This is a genomic window from Stieleria sedimenti (assembly GCF_025060895.1).
Classification (GTDB): Bacteria; Planctomycetota; Planctomycetia; order Pirellulales; family Pirellulaceae; genus Stieleria; species Stieleria sedimenti.
This window is the reverse complement of record NZ_JANZKV010000307.1, coordinates 1-18908: the sequence shown is the minus strand read 5'-3', so window position 1 is coordinate 18908 and position 18908 is coordinate 1. Positions and strand designations below refer to the sequence as shown.

At 59.4% G+C, this 18908-nt stretch carries 13 protein-coding genes; 4 read left to right on the top strand and 9 right to left on the bottom strand.

Going from position 1 to position 18908, the window contains the following annotated elements; translation table 11 throughout:
• Positions 1-89 precede the first annotated feature (89 nt).
• The 5 genes from NZK35_RS31385 to ychF all read right to left on the bottom strand — a co-directional run bounded on the left by NZK35_RS31385 (position 90) and on the right by ychF (position 5454).
• Positions 90-2177, bottom strand: coding sequence for a prolyl oligopeptidase family serine peptidase (locus NZK35_RS31385; protein ID WP_259636488.1), 2088 nt, complete (start codon positions 2175-2177; stop codon positions 90-92).
• Positions 2178-2435: 258 nt separating this feature from the next.
• Positions 2436-3104 (bottom strand): hypothetical protein, encoded by a 669-nt coding sequence (locus NZK35_RS31380; protein WP_259636487.1) that lies wholly within the window; start codon positions 3102-3104, stop codon positions 2436-2438.
• A 219-nt stretch (positions 3105-3323) separates the two neighbouring features.
• Complete coding sequence (locus NZK35_RS31375; protein WP_259636486.1) at positions 3324-3689, bottom strand: amidohydrolase; 366 nt, start codon at positions 3687-3689, stop codon at positions 3324-3326.
• 1 nt (position 3690) lies between these two features.
• Positions 3691-4311 carry a hypothetical protein gene (locus tag NZK35_RS31370; protein WP_259636485.1) on the bottom strand — a complete coding sequence of 207 codons (621 nt, stop codon included), beginning with the start codon at positions 4309-4311 and terminating at the stop codon, positions 3691-3693.
• Between the two features lie 51 nt (positions 4312-4362).
• A complete protein-coding gene (gene ychF / locus NZK35_RS31365; protein WP_259636484.1) occupies positions 4363-5454 on the bottom strand; it encodes a redox-regulated ATPase YchF in 1092 nt (363 codons plus the stop codon).
• 291 nt (positions 5455-5745) lie between these two features.
• On the opposite strand from ychF, the gene NZK35_RS31360 reads away from it, so the two are divergent.
• Together NZK35_RS31360 and lpxK are read left to right on the top strand one after the other, a co-directional pair.
• Positions 5746-6465: a hypothetical protein gene (locus tag NZK35_RS31360; protein ID WP_259636483.1), complete on the top strand. Its 720-nt coding sequence runs from the start codon at positions 5746-5748 to the stop codon at positions 6463-6465.
• Between the two features lie 164 nt (positions 6466-6629).
• Entirely contained in the window at positions 6630-7661 is a 1032-nt protein-coding gene (gene lpxK, locus NZK35_RS31355) for a tetraacyldisaccharide 4'-kinase (protein WP_259636482.1), read from the top strand.
• Between the two features lie 113 nt (positions 7662-7774).
• Here the strand turns inward: lpxK and NZK35_RS31350 are convergent, their stop codons facing one another.
• Complete coding sequence (locus NZK35_RS31350; protein WP_095738279.1) at positions 7775-8197, bottom strand: RrF2 family transcriptional regulator; 423 nt, start codon at positions 8195-8197, stop codon at positions 7775-7777.
• Positions 8198-8379: 182 nt separating this feature from the next.
• Here NZK35_RS31350 and NZK35_RS31345 point away from each other — a divergent pair, with 182 nt between their 5' ends.
• Positions 8380-9681 (top strand): hypothetical protein, encoded by a 1302-nt coding sequence (locus tag NZK35_RS31345; protein ID WP_259636481.1) that lies wholly within the window; start codon positions 8380-8382, stop codon positions 9679-9681.
• Between the two features lie 299 nt (positions 9682-9980).
• Here NZK35_RS31345 and NZK35_RS31340 read toward each other — a convergent pair whose 3' ends face one another.
• From NZK35_RS31340 to NZK35_RS31330, 3 genes are all read right to left on the bottom strand, one after another.
• On the bottom strand, positions 9981-10658 hold the full coding sequence (locus tag NZK35_RS31340; protein WP_259636480.1) for a hypothetical protein: 678 nt from the start codon (positions 10656-10658) through the stop codon (positions 9981-9983).
• 530 nt (positions 10659-11188) lie between these two features.
• Positions 11189-16012 carry an SdrD B-like domain-containing protein gene (locus NZK35_RS31335; protein ID WP_407699858.1) on the bottom strand — a complete coding sequence of 1608 codons (4824 nt, stop codon included), beginning with the start codon at positions 16010-16012 and terminating at the stop codon, positions 11189-11191.
• 156 nt (positions 16013-16168) lie between these two features.
• On the bottom strand, positions 16169-17440 hold the full coding sequence (locus tag NZK35_RS31330) for a WD40 repeat domain-containing protein (protein WP_259636478.1): 1272 nt from the start codon (positions 17438-17440) through the stop codon (positions 16169-16171).
• A 290-nt stretch (positions 17441-17730) separates the two neighbouring features.
• Between NZK35_RS31330 and NZK35_RS31325 the strand changes: the two genes are divergently transcribed.
• Positions 17731-18756: a TIGR03009 domain-containing protein gene (locus tag NZK35_RS31325; protein WP_259636477.1), complete on the top strand. Its 1026-nt coding sequence runs from the start codon at positions 17731-17733 to the stop codon at positions 18754-18756.
• Positions 18757-18908 lie beyond the last annotated feature (152 nt).

Here is an 18908-nt window from a genome sequence, read left to right as displayed (position 1 = left end):
GGTAGGGCGCGAGCCCTCCGGTCTTTCACGGTATTTTTGAAGCGCGACCGGACGGCTCGCGCCGTTCCGCTAACACCTCAACCACCGCCTCAAGGCTTCCACCGTTCGTCAAAAAATCCCGCCGCTTGAACCTTGCCGGGATCGCGCATCGTCGCGCCGTCTTCGATATCCAAGATCGCCCAGTCGGGCAACTTGGGTGTTTGACGTGCGTTGTTCAGATAATCGTATTCGCGAAAGGTGAAGCCGCTGTTGAGCACGACGTAGCGGTTGGGGGCTAGCGGATTCGGATAGATCATTGCGACCGCGTGCGCCTTGCGGGGCCAGGTCTTCGATCCCAGTTCGATGGTGTCGTCGTTCCATTTGACGGGCAGGGCATCGGCAAGTCGGGCGATCACGGAATTGGATTCCGGATCGCCGAACAGGACCAAGTGGTGTGTGGCGATTTGCTCCTTCGTCAGTTGGCGATCCAGCACACGTTGAATGTCGCCGCGAAAGTGCTTTCGCCAGTGCAACTGTGCGTGTTCGGCTTCGGCGACCACCCAAGCTTGCAGGGCGGGGTCATCGCATGGTTTGGAGGGAAGCACAAACAGAAAGGAGTCCATGAAGGCGTCGTCGATCGGTCCTTGCAACCCCGGTCGCTTACGAACGCCGGCCTCGTCGATCTCGCCGGCCTGCCAGCGTCCGTCGCGAAGGACGAATTCCGCGTTCCAAGACCGATCCGATCGCACCGCTGGCGTTTGGCATTCGGAGCCGTCGATGACGACGATGGGACGCTCGGGCAGAAGTCCCGGCCACTGTCCGGGGCCAAAGTTCAACCGCAGGTGCGTCACATTGGCGGTCTGCACCGCGATGCGTGTCTGACCGTCCGCATCGACCAGTTTCGCCTGAACGCGTGCGGTTTCCCAATGTTTTTTTAATCCGTCAACATTGACCCAATGCATGCGGTTGTACCGCAACGTCTGCGTCGTGAAATCGATCGAACGTGGCACCGTCGGCTGGACCGATGCGGCCAGAGCATTCATCCGAGCTTCGATTTCGAGCTTCGAGTCCTCGTGTATTTTGTGCGCGGTTTGCGGCCCGATGACGTGCACCATCTCGATACCGTGTTGGGCCAACGACGCCTGCATCACATCCGCCGCTTGTTTCTGGCGATCGATTTCTCCGCTGTAGGCGACGGTCGGACAGTGCACCAGGTTACGCGACCAGTGGGGGCAATCGTAGAGTCGCCAAAGCGTCCGCTGGTGATCCGGCGTCGACGAAAGGTCTTCGCCTTGAAACGACTTCAAGAACTCAGGCGTTTCGGAAAACCCCGCACCGGGATTAGCGGCAAAAAAGCGATCGGCGTAATGGGTCGCAAACTGCCAGCATGCGGCGCCGCCCATGGAAAAACCGCGTACGCTGGTGCGAGACGGGTCGAGGGGCAAGTGGTCGCGGACGTGTTCAAGCGCCTCCAACACGTCGACTTCGCCGGCAAACTTGAACGCATTGCTGTAGCGACCATACGGGTGCAAGACAAACGTGTCGGCGGGAGTGTATTGACCGGCTGAGGTGCGTCCTTTGGCCAAGAAACTGACTTCGCTCAGGGTTTCACCACGACCGTGAAACCAGATGTCCAATCGTCGCGGCCGCGAGTCACCGTGTGTGTACCCGGCGGGCACGACCACCGCGTAGGGCTGGTACGATCGATCGATCTTGGATCGGTATCCTCCGATGATCAGTTGCTGGTGTTCTCCGTCACCGATTCCCACGACCCGACTCCATTGCGGCGTCACGCCGGCGACATCGATCCGACGTTTTGCCTCCTCCAGCAGCGAGACGGCGTTGTTGAAATCGTTCGGTTGATAAAACTGATTGAATTCCAGCGCGAGTTCGACCGCGCGGGGAAAGACCAGGATTTCTGGCGTCAACTCCGACAGCCTCTGGAGCGTTTGCTGATGCTGTGCCCGTTGCCACTTGTTTCCCGAACGAGCTTTTTCTTCGGCGCGTCCTAGCAATTCACCCCAAGCCCGACGGATGGCCTGGCATTGGTCGATCAGTTGTTGGGACGGTGCTTCATCCAAGTCCTCGCCCACCGGCGGGATCGGCCGAACCGAGTCCGCGAGATTATCGGCGGGGCCGTCGGCGACAGCGATCGATGCGAAACAAAAGCAGAGGGCGACCAGCAGCGGAAACTTCACGGTGAGACCTTCGGGGAGGGAGTTTTAGGTTTCAAGTTTCAAGTTCCAAGTTCCAAGTTCCAAGTTCCAAGTTTCAGGTTCCAAGTTTCAGGTTCCAAGTTTCAGGTTCCAAGTTTCAGGTTCCAAGTTTCAGGTTCCAAGTTTCAGTATTTCCGTCTTCAGACGATGTCCGACATTTTCCTGTCACCCATTTTCTTGTCTGACTCGTCCCCTTTCATCGTCCATTTTTCTGCCCATCATTTTTCTGCCAACTGCCAACTAAATCAGCACCGCGTCGGCCCACAGGCTGGGGTCTTCGGTGACCGGGTATTCGGGGCCGGCGCCGAGCGTTTGCCAGCCGAGTTCGCGATCGATCACGGCGTAGTAGATCGCCAGGCGTGATTGATCGGATGGATCAAATCCGGTCAGTGCGGTGCTGGGGATCAGGCCGCACAACTCGTAGCCGTCGTGACGCGCGAACGCTTTGATCGATAACGCGTCGGCCGCGATCGACTTGGGGTTGCTGCGGGCACGGTGGATTTCGATCAGGGACGCAATCGGTCGTTCGCGTCTCGGTCCACCGCCGGCTGGCATGAAGAGAAAACGGTGGCAGTATTGTGTCGCGCGGTGGATGTTGGGGCTGCATCGCGTGTCCAACCACAAGTGAAAGCCATCGCTTTCATCCAGTCGCGTCTCGCGGCACCAGGGCACTTGCCGCTTTCCATTGACCAGGATCTGGACCCCGATCCCGTCTTCGGACCAGCCGAGACGAACATCGGCAAACACCTTGCGTCCGCCGAGCGCCCCGAACGATGGCATCCGGCAACTCTCGGGAAGTTTCAGGCCCTTGGAGGTCCATTCCAAATCCGCTTTACGAATCTCGACTTCAAACCGAAACAGAAACGTCGGATCGATAAAGTCTTTCGTCTTGGATTTGGAATCGGGCAAGGAAGGGGCCGTGATGGTTGGGGAATCGAGCGAGGTTGGCGTCAGGAACTCCGTTGGCCTTCGGCCAACGGATCGCAAGCTGGAAGCTTACGCCACTGGCTGGGATCGCAAGCTGGAAGCTTACGCCACGGGTTGGGGTCGCAAGCTGGAAGTTTACGCCACGGGTTGGGGTCGCAAGCTGGAAGCTTACGCCACTGGTTGGGAACGCAAGCTGGAAGCTTACGCCACGGGTGGATTGACGATCTTGGTGATGGCATCGAGTGCTAGGCGGAGTGACTTGGCGGCCATCACAAAGTTCGTGTGTCCGCTGACTTCGGGTTGAATCTCCTCGTACAACTCGGTGGCTTTACGGAGCTTGGAGAGTTTCTTTTTGGCCATTTTCAGATAGACCGCGTCCTCCTGGACGTCGTCGATCGGCCCGACCGCCAAAATGAAGTCGTAAATGTCTCTGACGACACTCCGCAGTTCTTCGTCGTCTTCCGCTTCGTCGGCGTGCTTGAGGAATGTTCGCACCATCCAAAGATGCGCGACTTGATGGTCAATGGCTTCGACTCGGTCGCGTGATTCGGTCGGTGAAGCGTTCATCTCACAACGTTTCCGCGGATTCCGGTTTCTCGGGGTCGACAGCATCGGCCGTTGCGATCGACTCGGTGGCCGGGACGACCGCCTTTTTGGGCGCGTGACCGTGCGGCGTGTTCATCGCCACCAGGACGACACCGACGACGGTTAAGCCCATCCCGACCCACAAAAACGGGTTAATTTCCAAGGGGCCATGGCCGCGCAGTTTGATGATCGAAACGATTGCCGTGACCGAAACGGCACCGCCGAAAACGATCGGCATCACTAACAACGCATTGCCGCGGCTGGTCATCATCGCGGTCGTCAGACAGAGCGCACCGAAGGCCCCGAGCGAGCCGGCCAAGAATCCCCATTTGGCCGTCAAAAAATGCGACGCCCCCTCGACTCCGGGGACAGGCGCGAAGTAGTCGAAACTGTCGCCCTTGAATTTCATCATCGCCAACCCGCCGGCAATCGCGATCACCAAATACGCGATCCCGATGAACACGTAAGGCTTGAACGGCGTCCAGCCGTCGGGCGGCAGCAACGGTTTCCCGTCGATCCGCGGTGCCTGTGCGTTTCCAATGGTTGGTCCGTAGCAGCCCCAGAAGACTGCTGTGCCGAGGGCAAAGAGGATGGGAATCAACATTTTATTCATGAATACCTGAGCGGAAGAGCTTCGTGGTTGAGGGTGGCCGAATCAGATTTTGTGAAGGAAATGACAAATGTCACCGTCTTGCATAACGTAGTCTTTCCCCTCCACGCGTAGTTTACCGGCTTGGCGAATTTCTTTCTCGCTGCCGTAGGTTTCCAAGTCGTCGAGGGTGTAGACCTCGCAGCGAATGAACCCCTTTTCGAAGTCGCTGTGAATCACGCCGGCGGCCTGGGGAGCGGTCGCACCGACGGGGATGGTCCAGGCCCGGACCTCTTTTTCGCCCGCGGTGAAGTAGCTTTGCAACCCCAAGGTCTTGTAGGCGGCCTGCGCGATCGTGCTCAGCGCCGGCGCTTCGAGCCCCACATCGGCCAACATTTCATCGCGATCGGCGTCGTCCAGCTCCGCCAATTCGGCTTCCAGTTTCGCGCTGACGCAGACCACGTTGGCACCCGACGTCTCGGCGTGCTGGCGAACCTTGTCCACCAGCGGATCGTTTCCTTCCAAGTCGTTTTCGTCCACGTTGGCGACGTACAAGATCGGTTTGGCCGTCATCAATCCAAAGCTGTGAATCGCTTTGGCTTCCGGTTCGGTCAAATTCAGCGTTCGCAAGGGCTGCTCCGATTCCAAATGCGCGTTGCATTTTTCGATCGCCACCACCCGAATCTTCGCCTCTTTGTCGCCACTGCGGGCCGTCCGCTGGGCTTTGGCGAGGGCGTTTTCCAGGGTTTGAAGGTCCGCCAGAACCAGTTCGGTTTCGATCGTGTCGATGTCGGCCAGCGGGTCAACTGCGCCCGAGACGTGAATCACGTCGGCGTCTTCAAAACAGCGTACGACTTGCACGATTGCGTCGACCTGACGAATGTGGCTGAGGAATTTATTGCCCAAACCTTCGCCGTCGCTGGCACCTTTGACGATCCCCGCGATATCGACCAACTTGAGCGCGGCCGGGATCGTTTTTTGGGGAACGATGTACTTCGTGATCCGCCCCAAACGTTCGTCGGGAACGTTGACGATCCCCTCGTTGGGTTCGATCGTGCAAAACGGGTAATTCTCGCTTTGGGCGGCCTGCGAGCTCGTTAACGCGTTAAAAAGCGTGCTCTTGCCAACGTTCGGCAATCCGACAATCCCAGCTTCCATGGCTCTGTTCAAACAGGGGGCGTGTGTGAAACGGGAAAGCGTATCATCGGCGAGCCGTTTTTCGTAGGGCACAGCCCTCGCCGATGCCGCACTGTTTTCCCAACCGTCAGGACCGGGGGGCGGCTTCGATCCTCCGGCGGAAATACCCGACCAGGCTGGACCGCAGGTGTCGGACGTGACGAAAGGATTCAATCGCACGAAGCGCCTTGACCATCATGGAAGAAACTGGCCCAACCTCACCCGCTCCGGCGGTGAGTCCTCTCCGTTTCCTCTCCAGCCCCAGGTTTTCGCGTGCGACGCACCTCTCTCGGAATTCTGATTCTGGGCGGCGGGATCCTCTTCTCACTGCCGTTTCGCAAGCCAACGCTGCCCGATGCCTCCGCCATCGACGATGTGGCCAAGCAAACCAAGTCCGATCCCTTCGACGACGCGTCGATCGAGATGCTGGTCCGAGAGGTGACCGAAGACGTCCAAGTCCCCGTCGTCTACGACCCGCGGACGGACTATTCGCCACCGGCACGGTCGACCCAACCGCGACAATTGCCGCTCACCTACCAGGATCTGGCCGTGCCGGTGGATCGAGACCCCTTCTACGAAAACCGTTTCAACGCCACCGCAGCGGTCGCCGATCAATCAACCAGCCCCGAGGAAACGCAGCGGCTGGCCGAACTGGAACGCGTATTCGCCGAGACCCGGTACGTGGATCAATCGATCGCGGGGCTGCACACCGATAGCGTCCCTCCCGCAGCCATCTCCCCCGATGGCAAACAATGGGTCTACCAGAATGCGATCGGCGAGCTCCCTTCGCTGGCTGACGCCGCCGCACCCAAATCGGTCGCCTCCGCCAACCCTCCCGGCGCCCAACTGGCAAGCTCGGCGGCGCACGGTCAACCCCCTCGAATCACCCAATCCGGTGACTTCTCGGTGCTGTCGCAACTGCCGCCCCCGGACGACCAGGCCGGCAGCGGTGCCGCCGAGCGTCCCCGCCACTGGATTCGGCAACCCGACTGATCGCGGGATTTCACGCGGTGTTTAAAGTCACCCTCCTGGCAGGCTGTTTCAAGACGGTCGCGACCCGCTAAGATCTGCGTCACCCCTAAACGCGTCGCCCAACCCGTTCCCGACTCCCGCTCCGCCAACACCCTCAGTCATCCGCGTTGGATTATCGATCGATCATGAGCGGCCGACGTCGCGGTCTGTTCGCCGGGCTGATACGAGCCGGGTTCTCGGCCGCGGCGGTTCCCTACGCCATCGTCGTGGCGCGGCGAAATCGCCGCTTCGACCAAGGCCACGGCGTCCAACGCTGCGACGCGACGGTGATCAGTATCGGCAACCTGACGACCGGTGGAACGGGAAAGACCCCCATCGTCGCTGACTTGGCAAGGCGGTTCCGCAAGCACGGCGTCCGCGTGGCGATCGTTTCGCGCGGCTATGGTCGAGGCGATGCGGATGAAAATGACGAAGCCGCCGAGTTGCACCAACGGTTGCCCGACGTCCCCCAGGTGCAAAACCCCGATCGCGTCGAGGCCGCCCGGATCGCGGTCGAAGAACTCGAATCGCAACTGATTCTGATGGACGACGGATTCCAACATCGCCGGCTGCATCGTGACCTGGACATCGTCCTGATCGACATGACGTGCCCGTTCGGTTACGGACACCTGTTGCCCCGCGGATTGTTGCGCGAGCCGATCGCCAGCTTGGGGCGCGCGCATGTCGCGATCTTGACGCGGTGTGATCAAGTCGCCGAAGAAGACATTGCGGCGGTGATGGAGACGATCCGTTTGTGCAATCGAGACCTGTTGGTCCTGCGTTCGAATCATCGACCAAGCGGTTTGCTGCAGCACCCCGATCAACGTACGCCCGTCGACGCGTTGGGCGGTCAGCGTGTGGCATTGATCAGCGGCATCGGCAATCCCGCCGCCTTCCGCCGAACCGTCGAAGACGTGGGCGCCGAAGTCGTCGCCGAAAAGGTGCTGCCGGATCATGCCCAATACGATCGCGACACGATCGAGCAACTCAATCGCTGGGCCGACCGTTTGGATGACGTGTTGTATCTGGTCTGCACGCAAAAAGATTTGGTCAAGTTGCAGACCGACCGGATCGCCAAGCGGCCACTGTTGGCGCTGACGATCGACGCCGAGATCGAACCATCGGAAGCCTTCGACGCGATGCTCAAAGACATCGCGGAGGCGGCTCAAGCGGTGTAGGTCACGCTGTGCGTGACTTCCGGATCGCAAGCTGGAAGCTTACGCCACTGGCTGGGATCGCAAGCTGGAAGCTTACTCCACTGGCTGGGATCGCAAGCTGGAAGCTTACGCCACTATTTGGATTCGCACAGCGGGATGATCTCGCTGGTCGATTCGACGAGCGCTTTGATCGTCACGCCGGCAAACGCGGCTTCGGTCGCCGCGTAGGCTTTGTCGAGTTCGGCGTGCAGCGGACAGAGCTTGTGGTGCGACTTCAGCCCCAGCGGACAGCGGCGAATCCGCTCGATCGGGGCGACCGTGTTGACCACGTCCAGAATCGTCAACTCGTCGGTCGAGCGGCTCAGTTCATACCCGCCTCCCGGCCCAGGTCGCGATCGCACCAGACCGGCCGCGGCCAAATCCTGGAGCACGCGGGTCAAATAGCGACGCGGCACCTTCGTCTGCTCGGCCAGGCGGTCCGCCGAGGCGGGTTCCCCAGGTTGTCCCCCCATGCAAGCGACGGCGCGAAGGGCGTATTCGGCGGTTTTGGAAAGCATGAATTTGCCCGAAAAACGGAAACGACGAAATAGTGCACATTGACGTGCAGAATGTTAAAATATACCCTGATCGGTGGCTCGGTGCTTTGCCAATTTTCGATTCGGACAAAGTAGCAGTGGGTTGATGAAAGCCACGTTTTCACGTTTGTAGGGAGTTTCCCGTGTGTCGCAGAAGATTGTCAATGCGTCCTCGGCGTGCCATCGCCGTTCTGGTCACCGTTCTCACGACCACGTTCTGCGTCTCCGATTCGTTCGCACAGCAGGGTAATTTCGAACGCGAGCCGATCAATTATCTCGATGCGGAGGTCAATGACCCGGTCGCCCGACTGTCTAAGAAACTTGAATCCGGCGAAACGACGCTCCGCTACGACGACCAGTTCGGGTACCTGCAATCGGTGCTGGAAGCACTGGACGTCCCGGCCAGCTCTCAAACGTTGGTGTTTTCCAAGACCAGTCTGCAACTGCATCGCATTTCTCCACGGCGGCCCCGCGCACTTTACTTTAACGAAGACGTCTATGTCGGCTATTGCCAAAACGGTGACGTGCTCGAGTTTGCCGCGACCGATGCCAACCAGGGTGCGATTTTTTACACCCTGAAACAGTCCGATCGGGACGACCAGCCGTCGTTCGTTCGTGACCGCGGCAACTGCTTGTCCTGCCACGCCTCCAGTCGCACGCAGGGGGTTCCCGGCTACTTGATCCGCAGTGTCTTCTCGGACCCCGCGGGCCGTCCCAAGTTGGGCAGTGGCACGTTCCTGACCGACCACACCAGCCCCTTCGAACAGCGCTGGGGCGGCTGGTACGTCACCGGCAAACATGGCGCGATGCGTCACATGGGCAACACGATTTGTGAAGGCGATGAATACACGTTCGATCGTGATCCCGGCGCGAATCAATCCGACCTGGACGAATACATCGACACCGACGATTACATCGCGCCGCACAGCGACATCGTGGCCTTGATGGTACTGGAACACCAAACGCAAATGCACAATGCGATCGCGGCAGCCAACTACGAAACTCGCCAGGCCCTGTACCAGTCCTATCAGATGAATGAATTGCTGGAGCGGCCGAAGGATCATATCAGCGAAAGTGCTCAGCGACGGATCGTAGCGTCGGCCGACCGTGTGTTGCGCTATCTGCTGATGGTCGACGAGTTCCAGTTGACCGACGCGGTGAAGGGAGCGTCGGATTTCGAAGCGGAATTCGCATCGCGAGGGATCAAAGATTCTCGCGGTCGATCACTCCGCGACTTTGATTTACAAACCCGACTGTTCAAGTACCCGTGCAGCTACCTGATCCATTCGCCCGCGTTCGATGCGTTGCCGAAGCAGGTCCGCGAACAAGTCGTCGCCCGCTTGTTTGCGATCCTCGAAGGCCGAGACGATTCACCGGACTTCGAACACCTGACCCCGAAAATGCGCCGAGACATTCTCGAAATCTTAGTCGACACCAAACCCGAGTTTTCAGGTCGCACCTCGTAGACGGTTGATCGGAAATCAGTGAGATGCGCTTTCAGCCAGCCAACACTGACTGGACAAAGTACTCCAGCAATTTAATCAGGCTTAACCATCGAAAAAAATAACCACAGATGGCAGCGCGAACCCACGGATGACAGGGTGCCAGAAATCCGTGGGTTCGCGCTGCCATCCGTGGGCATATTCGTCATTTCATCTCGCCGCACATGTCAGCCTGACCTCTTGCCGCCTCCGGGCCTGGATCTGATCAGCCACGCCGGGCGTGTGGAGATTTTGGCGAGCGACGACTGATCGATCAACGGCTATCAACCGCCGACCCCTGCGAAGTCAAACGGCTTGAGCTTGGCGGCGTCCTTTTGCAGTCGGTGCAACCAAACGGATTTCGGTACACCATAGTCGTCAAACAACTCGGGCCGAAACAGAGCCAGGGCGGCCGAGGCGACTTCGTGGTTGGCGTGGGCCAACGCCGAGTTTTCACTGGTGCGGCGGACCAACATCTCGCGCATCGCCGCATTCATCAACCACGTCGTGGTGTCTCGGTGAGTGCATGAGGCACCCTCGCGAACCTCGTCGTAGAACGTTTTGGATCGTTCCGCGTCGATGCTGTATTGAAACGATCGATCCCGATGCACGCTGACGCGGCCGATCAGCCAGTCCGTCCAGCGCTCGACCCCGTATCGCAATCGATTCAGACGCACGGTGTCTTCCACACGGGCACCGCAGGATTCCAAGATGATTTGGGCCACTCGATTGCTGGCTTCGATTTGTCCCAGATAGATCCCGTGCGTGACCGCGGCCAGACTTTCGTGGCTCTCATGGTTTTCGGCGCCGTCGGTCGCCGCCGTCTCCGCCCCGATCGCTGCCACGACGCGGGTCAACAGTTCGGAAACCAGGATCTCTTCGAGAACCACCCGATGCTCGGACCACCAGTCCGCCAGTCGCCCATAGTTCCCTGCGTTCTTGGCGTCTCGATAACGAGACATCACACGGTGCCACAGTTCATGGCGAGAGCGAGAGGCCGTCCAGTAACGCATGATCGTTGCGGACGGAACACGCGGGCGCAACTCCAGTAAAGAAGGTCCGTGCTGGGACAGCGTGGCGGCGAGGTCGGCAAGGGTAACGCAATGCATCGGCGGTTGACTGCAATCGAAGGACGAGACGCGAGAAGTGCAGTCTCGCCAATGCAGAATCCGTGCCGAACACGGCGTCCCCTCGTCCGATGCCGATAAGATCCGATAAAGCCTCGCATTGACGCCAATCAGGCGTTGATCACGCACGACCGACGCGTTGCCTTTTCGCAACACAGGTCCACACAACACCACGGCGAGGTTTCTATGTTTCAGGTTTCAAGTTTCAAGTTTTAAGACAGTTGGGAATTGGGAGTTGGCAGAAAAATGGATTTTGAAATGAAAAGTGTCAGACAAGAAAATGGGTGACAAGAAAATCTCGGACATCGTCTGAAGGCGGAAATTCCGAAACTTGAAACTTGAAACCTGAAACCTGAAACCTAACCTCACCCCGCCCGGTGGTAGTAACCCGGTTCGTCTTTGCCGTCGCCGTCCCAGTCACCGACGATCGGTTGGGCGTCGGCGTCGCCCGGCGGCAGTTCGATTCGCAGATCATCGGCGGTCATTTTGCCGTTGTTGTCGGAGTCGATGATCCAGGTGTTGCCGCGGATCACACCGACTTCATCGATCCCGTCCCCATCGAAATCGCCGACGACCGGACGATCACCGGGCTGGCCAAAGTCAAAGGTGGTTTCACCGGCTTTGCGACGTCCATCGCCTTCGGCATCCAACACCCAGGTGCCACCGCGGAAGGTTCCGATTTGGTCGATTCCGTCGCCGTTCCAATCACCGGCAACCGGTGTGTCCACGTCTTCGCCGAATTGGAAAACATGGTCGACCGCATCGGCCCGCAGTTCGCCATCGCTACCCCGCTGCAGCTTCCGTGGGCGATCTTCGCCACGCAGTTTTGCCGACACCAAACCGAGCGTCTTGCGGTTTTCCAGGTAGCGTCGCGAACGGTTGGACGGATCCGGCAAGCCGGCGTCCAATTTGACGCGATGAAGGTCGCGTTCCCACTTTCGTCCAAAGATGCCGATGTCGTCTTTGCCATCACCGTCCCAGTCGCCGACGACCGGCTGATCCATCGCCGTCCCCAGCAAGATCCACAGGTCACCCTCGTCCCAGACTCCGTTGCCGTTCAGATCGACGAACCATTGACCCGCGACGTACACCGCAGCTTCGTCATGTCCGTCGCCGTTGAAATCGCCGACCAACGCGACAGCGTCTTCGGCTCCCAGCGTCATCTGCTTGCTCTCTTGCCGAACTTCGCCCTCGATCGTCAACAACTTCCAAGCGCCTTCGGCGTGGTCACCTTCGGACCAATTCTGCCTCATTCGCTTCATCGCGACTTCCTTGAATTGGTTACCCGAAGCGACGGTGCCTCGGGGGTAACCGCCATTGATCACACTCAGGTGCCACGTCACCGCGTCGACTTCGCCGATGAAACGCGGCACCGTTCGCTCTGCGACCTCGCCTACGCTGAACGAAATCGTTTTGGTGTCAAACGATTCGATCGGTGGCGGTGGGGCGGAGGGGCGTACCGTTTCCGGGATCGGCAGGATATCGGACGGCGGAGGCAATTCGGGCGGATCGACAGGCGGCTCCAGCGGTGGCAATACAATTTCAATGACAACTTCGCTGAAATTGTTGTGCTGCGATTCGATTCCGGCGCCGACGCTGATCGACAACAACGCGTCGAAAGATTGAGCGGCTTCGATGGATGCGATCAGCTGAGCTTGTTCGTCGGTGTATGGATCCGCCGCATTGACCGCCAAGCCCCCGGTCGTGCCCGGCGTGTCGATCGAATCGGTCAGATTCGCGGGTTGTGATTGGAACAGGGTGTAGGTGCCCGGTCGCAGTCCCGTGAACACGTAGACTCCTTCGCTGTCGGTGATCACGACAGAATGCTCCGAGGCGTCCCCGGACAAGAATGCGTCATCGTTCAGTCGGCCGCCGTCGGCGTCACGAATCTCAATTCGGACCCCTGCAATCGGCGTATCGTCGCTGCTGAACACTCCGTTGCGATACTGACGCAAATCCTCCGCCGCGATCGGGTCTTCCGTTTCAATCACGTCACCATCGATGAAAACGAACCCCGAGATCGTCGCCGGTGGGATTTCGGGGAAACTGTAATCGGACGCATCGACCCCGCTGCCGATGTTGATGCCCGCAATCAAGTCCTCTTCGGCGACAACGCCACCCCGGTCACCGATCAGTTGGCCGCCGTGAAAGTAGTCCGCCGGTTGCGTCTGGCGGACGCTGTAGACACCCGGCGGCAGTTGGTCGAAAACGTAGCGACCTTGCACGTCGGTCATCGTCGTTCGCAACGTGACGCCGTTTTCGTCGATCAGCTTGATGGTCACATCGCCGATCGGGTCTTCGTCGTTATCGTGAATCTGATCCTGGTCGCTGTCACTCCAGACCGTTCCAGACAGCGTGCCCGGTTCGTATTCGCAAAACAGGTAGTCGACCGCGGCCTGGCCCGGTTGCAGCGAAACGGACATCAAGTCGACGCCCAAGATGACACCGCCGGCGCTGCCGAGCGTCTGGCCGCCTTGCAGATAGCCTGCCGGTTGAACTTCAAAGATGCTGTAGTCGCCGCCGCGCAGCCCGTCAAAGCGGTAGTCGCCGTTTTCGTCGGTGGTTGTCGTCGCGACGCGCGCCCCGCTTGCGTCACGCAGTTCGATCGTGACGCCGGCGATGCCACGTTCGTCTTCGTCGCGGACGCAATCGCCGTCGCTGTCGACGTGCACCGAGCCGGCCAGACTCGTCGGCGGTTCTTCACAGAAATCGTAGTCCGTTGCCACCGTGCCGGATTCCAACTCGATCTCGCTGATCAGGTTCTCGTCCGCCACGCCGCCTTCGGATCCGGGTTTCGATCCGCCGTCAAAGTAGCCTTCTGGTTGGTCTTGCACGACCGTGTAGCGACCGGGCATCAAATCAGAGAATCGATAGATGCCTTCCGCGTTGGTGACCGCCGACGCGACTTCGGTTCCGTTTTCATCGAACAACCGAATCATCACGCCGGCCAAGCCGACTTCGTTTTCATCGCGAACGCAGTCGCCATCCAGGTCCGCGTGCACCAGTCCCGAGAGTGATGCGGGCAAGAGTTCGCCGAAATTGTACTCCGTGCCCGACAAGCCTTGCGGAAGATCGATCAGTCGAATCCAGTCGTCGGACGCATGGCCGACCGCGACGCCGTCGACGCGTCCTGCCGAGTCGATTCCATCCAAGAATCCATTCGGCTGTGTTTCGCGGACTTCGTAAACACCCGGTGGCAGGTCGTTGAATTCGTACCGCCCCTCGTTGTCGGTCGCCGTCGTCGCAACGATCTGGCCGTCCTCGCCGATCAACGTCACGATCGCGCCGCCGATACCGGCTTCGCCAGCATCTCGCCGCCCATCGTTGGATTGGTCGTGATAGACGTAGCCGGAAAGCGAGACGGGGGCGATTTCACAGAAATTGTATTCCACACCGACGCCGCCGGGCGTCAGCATGATGTTCTGGATCATCGTTCCGTCGTTCGCCGTTCCACTGTGGATGCCGTCGATGGTGCCGATATGGGAGGCACCGTCCAGCAGATGTGACGGCGTGTACTGCACAATGCGGTAGGTGCCCGGAGCGACCGAGTCGAAGCTGTAATGCCCCATCGGCGTCGTTGTCACGCGTGAGATCACGTTTCCATCGGGAGTCTGCAATTCGACGATCACACCACCGAGCGGCTGATCGGTCCCCGGTGTGTGGGCACCGTCGCAGTCTTCGCCCGGCGCAGCCAAAAACACATAACCCGAAAGCTCACCCAGCGCCAGTTCGCCAAAGTTGTAATCGATGCCGACGTCGCCGCCGTCCAAACGAATGTCGCGGATCTGGTCGCCCGGGTTCACCGCCGCCCCGACGATCTGCCCGTCGATGGTGCCTGCCGCATCGGTCCCGTCGACAAAATCGACCGGCTGGGTCACCTCGATGATTTCATAAACCCCCGGCGCAAGCCCGTCGAACGAATAGGCTCCGGAGGCATCGGTGATCGCCGTGCTGACGGTTTGGGCCGCAATGGTATCGATCGGAACCAGCCGTACCGTGACGCCGGAGATCCCCTCTTCGCCCGGGTCGCGGACGCCGTTGTCGTTGTCGTCGCGGTACACCGATCCGCCGATCGCCGCCGGTGCTGCTTCGGCAAAGTTCATCTCGATCGCATCGGTATCCCCGAGCGGAATTTGAATCGCCGACAAGACATCGAGGCTGGTCACCACGCCCGTCGCCTGACCGCCAACCGACCCGGGAACTGCGGCGACGCTGAACAACCCGTCGGGTTGCCGCTGCGCCACACGATATTGCCCCGGCATCAGGTTCAGTGATCGCCCGAATTCGTAGGCCCCGGAGCTGTCGGTTTGGACTCGGTGTCCGGTGTCCACATATTGGCCATTCAGACCGGCCGCGTACAGTGCCAACTCGACGTCTGCGAGCCCGATCTCATCGTCTTGCCAGATCGCGTCCAAGTTGTTGTCCAGCCAAACGCCACCGCTGATCGAAACCGGCTTGGGCGTTTGAGCGGTTGTGGCGACCGCCGCGGCGCTACGGTTGGGGCGACTGTCCGGACCGGTGCCTTCGTCCGGCGGCAAATTGAGTCCCTGCTGCAGATGGGGCGCGCCGTAATCATTTAAAAAGATCGCGTCGGCGGTGGCGGATTCATAGTGCGGCGCTTCAAACACGGCTTCCAGAATCGAATCCTGAAACTCCTGCCCCGACGTGATCACGTCCAAGCGATCGTTGAAGACGGCCAGATCCAGCGAATTGCGGAGGACTTCGTCGACGTCGATCGTGAATTCCAATCGATCGCCGGCGCGGAAGTTCTGCAGGTTCAAGACCAACTCTTGCCCGCCATCGGCGACCGTGGCTTCCGCCGTTGCGATACGGCCGTCGAGCGTTTCGATCTTGATGATCTGGAAATCATGCGCGTTGCTTTTTCCGCGGCCGCCGACTTGGGTGTCAAAGATCGGATCGCCGACGGAGATGCCATCGCCGTCTTTGTCGGTGCTAATCCGCAGTTGCTGCAACTCGGTGTCCGCAGCGCCTCCGGTGAACGACAGAATGAAACGATCGCCCTGGGAATCGCTGCCCACGTCGTTGTCGGATTCCAGATAGTCCGTTTCCAGATACACGACTCCGACGTGAATCGGATCAGCGGCCAGCAATTCACGTCGCTCCAAGTGTTGTGGCCGAGGCGCACGACGCTTGACTTCCGACGGTTGCTTCCGTGATGAACGGCGAATTCGTTTGGGTTTCCAAATCACGAGCGCGGCACCTCCATGTGCCTGTACGAGTGGAAAAGGGGGCTTTTCCGAGTTTCTGCTCTGGTCACAAGCGGTTGTTGTCGATGCTTTCGCCGCTCCCCCGGCGTGAAAGAACCGCTCAAGGTGATGTCTGCGTTATCGATCGATCGGGTTGTTGCGTTCGGCGATGCGTTCCCGGCCAGCTTTTAATCCGCCCAGGTCCCATCGTTTCAGTGTTGCGTCATAGCCGCCGGAAAACAGAGCGTCGCCGCTGGACGCTAATGCGGCAATCGATCCGGTGTGCCCGCGCAGCTCTTCAACGACACGACCGAGCGTCACGTTGACAATGCGGATCATGTTGTCACTGCCGGCGACGGCCAGGTGTTCGCGATCCAAGATGCACACCGAAAACAGTTTGCCCGTCGTGACGGCGATGCGACCAATCGGTCGTTTGATGTCGGTATCAAACATCACGACGTAGCCGTCTTCGCCTGTGGTGACCACGACCGGCGACGACGCGTTGAATTTCAAATCGTGAATGCGACCGGTGTGGATCTGATAGTCGTCGATCAGTTTGTTGGTCGCGCGGTCAAACAAGTGAAGATCGCCGCTGCGTCCGGCGACCGCCAACAGCTTTCCATCGCCGGAATAGTCAACCGCACGCAGGTCGGTGCAGTCGCATTCCGCCTGGGGTTGGTCCGCGCGTTTCCCGCGAGTGAACAGATAAACTTTGTTTTCGAAACCGACCGCGGCGATCTGTCGACCATCCGGCGAGAAACGAACACAAGCCAGCGCCGGCGTGCCCTGCATTCGCTGGATCACACCGAAATCTGCGTCGCGATTCCAAATGATCAATTGTCCATCGTTGCCCGCCGAAACCAACCGATTGCCGGCGGGATCAAAATGCAACGTTTGAATCATGTCCGTGTGCCCCTGCAGCGTCGCGCGGACTTCCAACCGCGCCGTGTCCATGATTCGAATCGCATGATCATCGCCGGCGACCGCGATCAACTCGCCTCGCGGGTCCGATGCGATCGCTCGGACAATCGTTCTGCCGAAATCCGAACTGACTGGCTCGAGCCGAATCATTTGACTTTCAACCACCTGCGTCACTCGTTCAACCGCTGGTTTTGCCGACAACCCGGCCGCGACCGGGGTCTGCGGCTCGGTCGCCCAGCCCGGTGCCGCCCAGCGAAGTCCTGCCATCGCACCGCCGGCTGCAGCGGTCAGTATCCAACGACGTGACAGACCCAATGGGCAACGCTGTGACGCATTTTCCCCATGTGTTTCTTGAGGTTTTAGCAGCAGGGCGCGAGCCCTCCGGTCCTTCATCTTTGCCAAAACGCCGGAGGGCTCGCGCCCTGCCGCTAAAAAATGCTTCGCAGCGTTGCCCGATGGGGCGTCCAAAGAGACGGTTCGTTTTGACATGTGACTCCCTCCCGCAATCCGGGGCGGTCCTGCGTACCTTGCTTTCAATTTCCACCCGCCGGCAAACGCAAACTCTGCGCAGCCCGCTTCTCTTCTGTCATCGGCCATCTATCCCGTCACTCATGACCGGATCAATCGGAATCTCTAAAACCAATTGCTAGCAACGCCTTTGCGAGTGGCAAAACTGACGGCGCCGGGCAAATCCGACTTTCTGCGGAGCGTCCGGACTTGCTACAACGCCAGCGGCCGCGGACTTTGACGCGGTTCTTGTCGAATGAATTGACCAATCAATGACTCCAAGGATGGTGCCGCTGGCCATGGGAAAGACGTACCAACAAAACAGGAACGGCGAACACGGGATCGGTTGTACGAACCGTTGCCGCGCATTTCGATGGTTCAGTGCAGCAATCATCGGCTGTCTGTTCACCACGCCGATGTTCTTTACCCGGCAGGCCGAGGCACAGCAGCCGGGAGCCCAACAAGCGGTCGCCGGTGGTGGCCAACCCGCCGCCGCACAACAGCCGTTTCCTGCTTTGACGCCCCAGCAGCAAGCGCAGTTGGACCAGGTGTTGTTGGCTTGGCAAACGCAAAGCCAAGGCACCAAGACGCTCGAATGCAAATTCGAACGCTGGCACTTTGATTTGATGGCCGCCCCGGCGGGAATCCACGCGCACAAGGCCGAAGGCGAAATCAAATACGCCAACCCGGACAAGGGCTTGTTCCGGGTCGACAGCATGATGTTTTATAAAGGCATGAAGGACGGCAAGCCGCAGTATGGACCGAACCCCAATAAGTTTGGTGAGTACTGGGTTTGCAACGGGGTGGAGTTGATTGAATACGATCGCGGCGAGAAGAAGTGCAACGTGCAAACGCTGCCGCCGGAGATGCAAGGCCAACAGATCTTCAACAGCCCATTGCCCTTTGTGTTCAACTTGGACGCCCAGGAGATCAAGCAACGCTATTGGTTGACGTTGAAACCGTCGCCGAAAGCCAACACCTTTTTGATTCAAGCCTGGCCGAAACGGCAGGAAGACCGAGCGCAATACAAGATGGTGCAAGTCGTCTTGAGCGCGACGTTCGAGCCCGAAGTCTTGATCATGTACGCGCCGAATTTTCATGAAAAGCTAGCCCCGCAATGGGATCACTACGAGTTCAGCGACGTCAAGCGAAACGCCATCGGTGCCGGGCTGCAGCAATTCATGGGCAACTTCATCCCCAAGAAGCCGCCGTCCAACTGGGAGATCACCCGCCAGAACTTCTTGCCGCCGCAAATCGCCGAAGGTCAACCGAACGCACCGACGATCCCCAAGCGATAGCGACGCACTGTTCTCCTTGCCCTCTTGGCCGGCGCGCAGACAGAGTCTGTGCCGGTGGCGTGAGCTACCGGTGTCCCTATGTCCGGAGAGGTTGAAACAGTGTCTATCGGTGGCGTCAGCCACCGGTGTCTCTAGGCCCGGAGCGACGGTCT

Bases quoted from the DNA above. Each gene is read 5' to 3' on its own strand.
- NZK35_RS31340 (WP_259636480.1), bottom strand. From the start codon at position 10,658: ATGTCTCGTTATCGAGACGCCAAGAACGCAGGGAACTATGGGCGACTG.
- NZK35_RS31350 (WP_095738279.1), bottom strand. From the start codon at position 8,197: ATGCTTTCCAAAACCGCCGAATACGCCCTTCGCGCCGTCGCTTGCATG.
- lpxK (WP_259636482.1), top strand. From the start codon at position 6,630: ATGAGCGGCCGACGTCGCGGTCTGTTCGCCGGGCTGATACGAGCCGGG.
- NZK35_RS31375 (WP_259636486.1), bottom strand. From the start codon at position 3,689: ATGAACGCTTCACCGACCGAATCACGCGACCGAGTCGAAGCCATTGAC.
- NZK35_RS31330 (WP_259636478.1), bottom strand. From the start codon at position 17,440: ATGTCAAAACGAACCGTCTCTTTGGACGCCCCATCGGGCAACGCTGCG.
- ychF (WP_259636484.1), bottom strand. From the start codon at position 5,454: ATGGAAGCTGGGATTGTCGGATTGCCGAACGTTGGCAAGAGCACGCTT.
- NZK35_RS31370 (WP_259636485.1), bottom strand. From the start codon at position 4,311: ATGTTGATTCCCATCCTCTTTGCCCTCGGCACAGCAGTCTTCTGGGGC.
- NZK35_RS31325 (WP_259636477.1), top strand. From the start codon at position 17,731: ATGACTCCAAGGATGGTGCCGCTGGCCATGGGAAAGACGTACCAACAA.
- NZK35_RS31345 (WP_259636481.1), top strand. From the start codon at position 8,380: ATGCGTCCTCGGCGTGCCATCGCCGTTCTGGTCACCGTTCTCACGACC.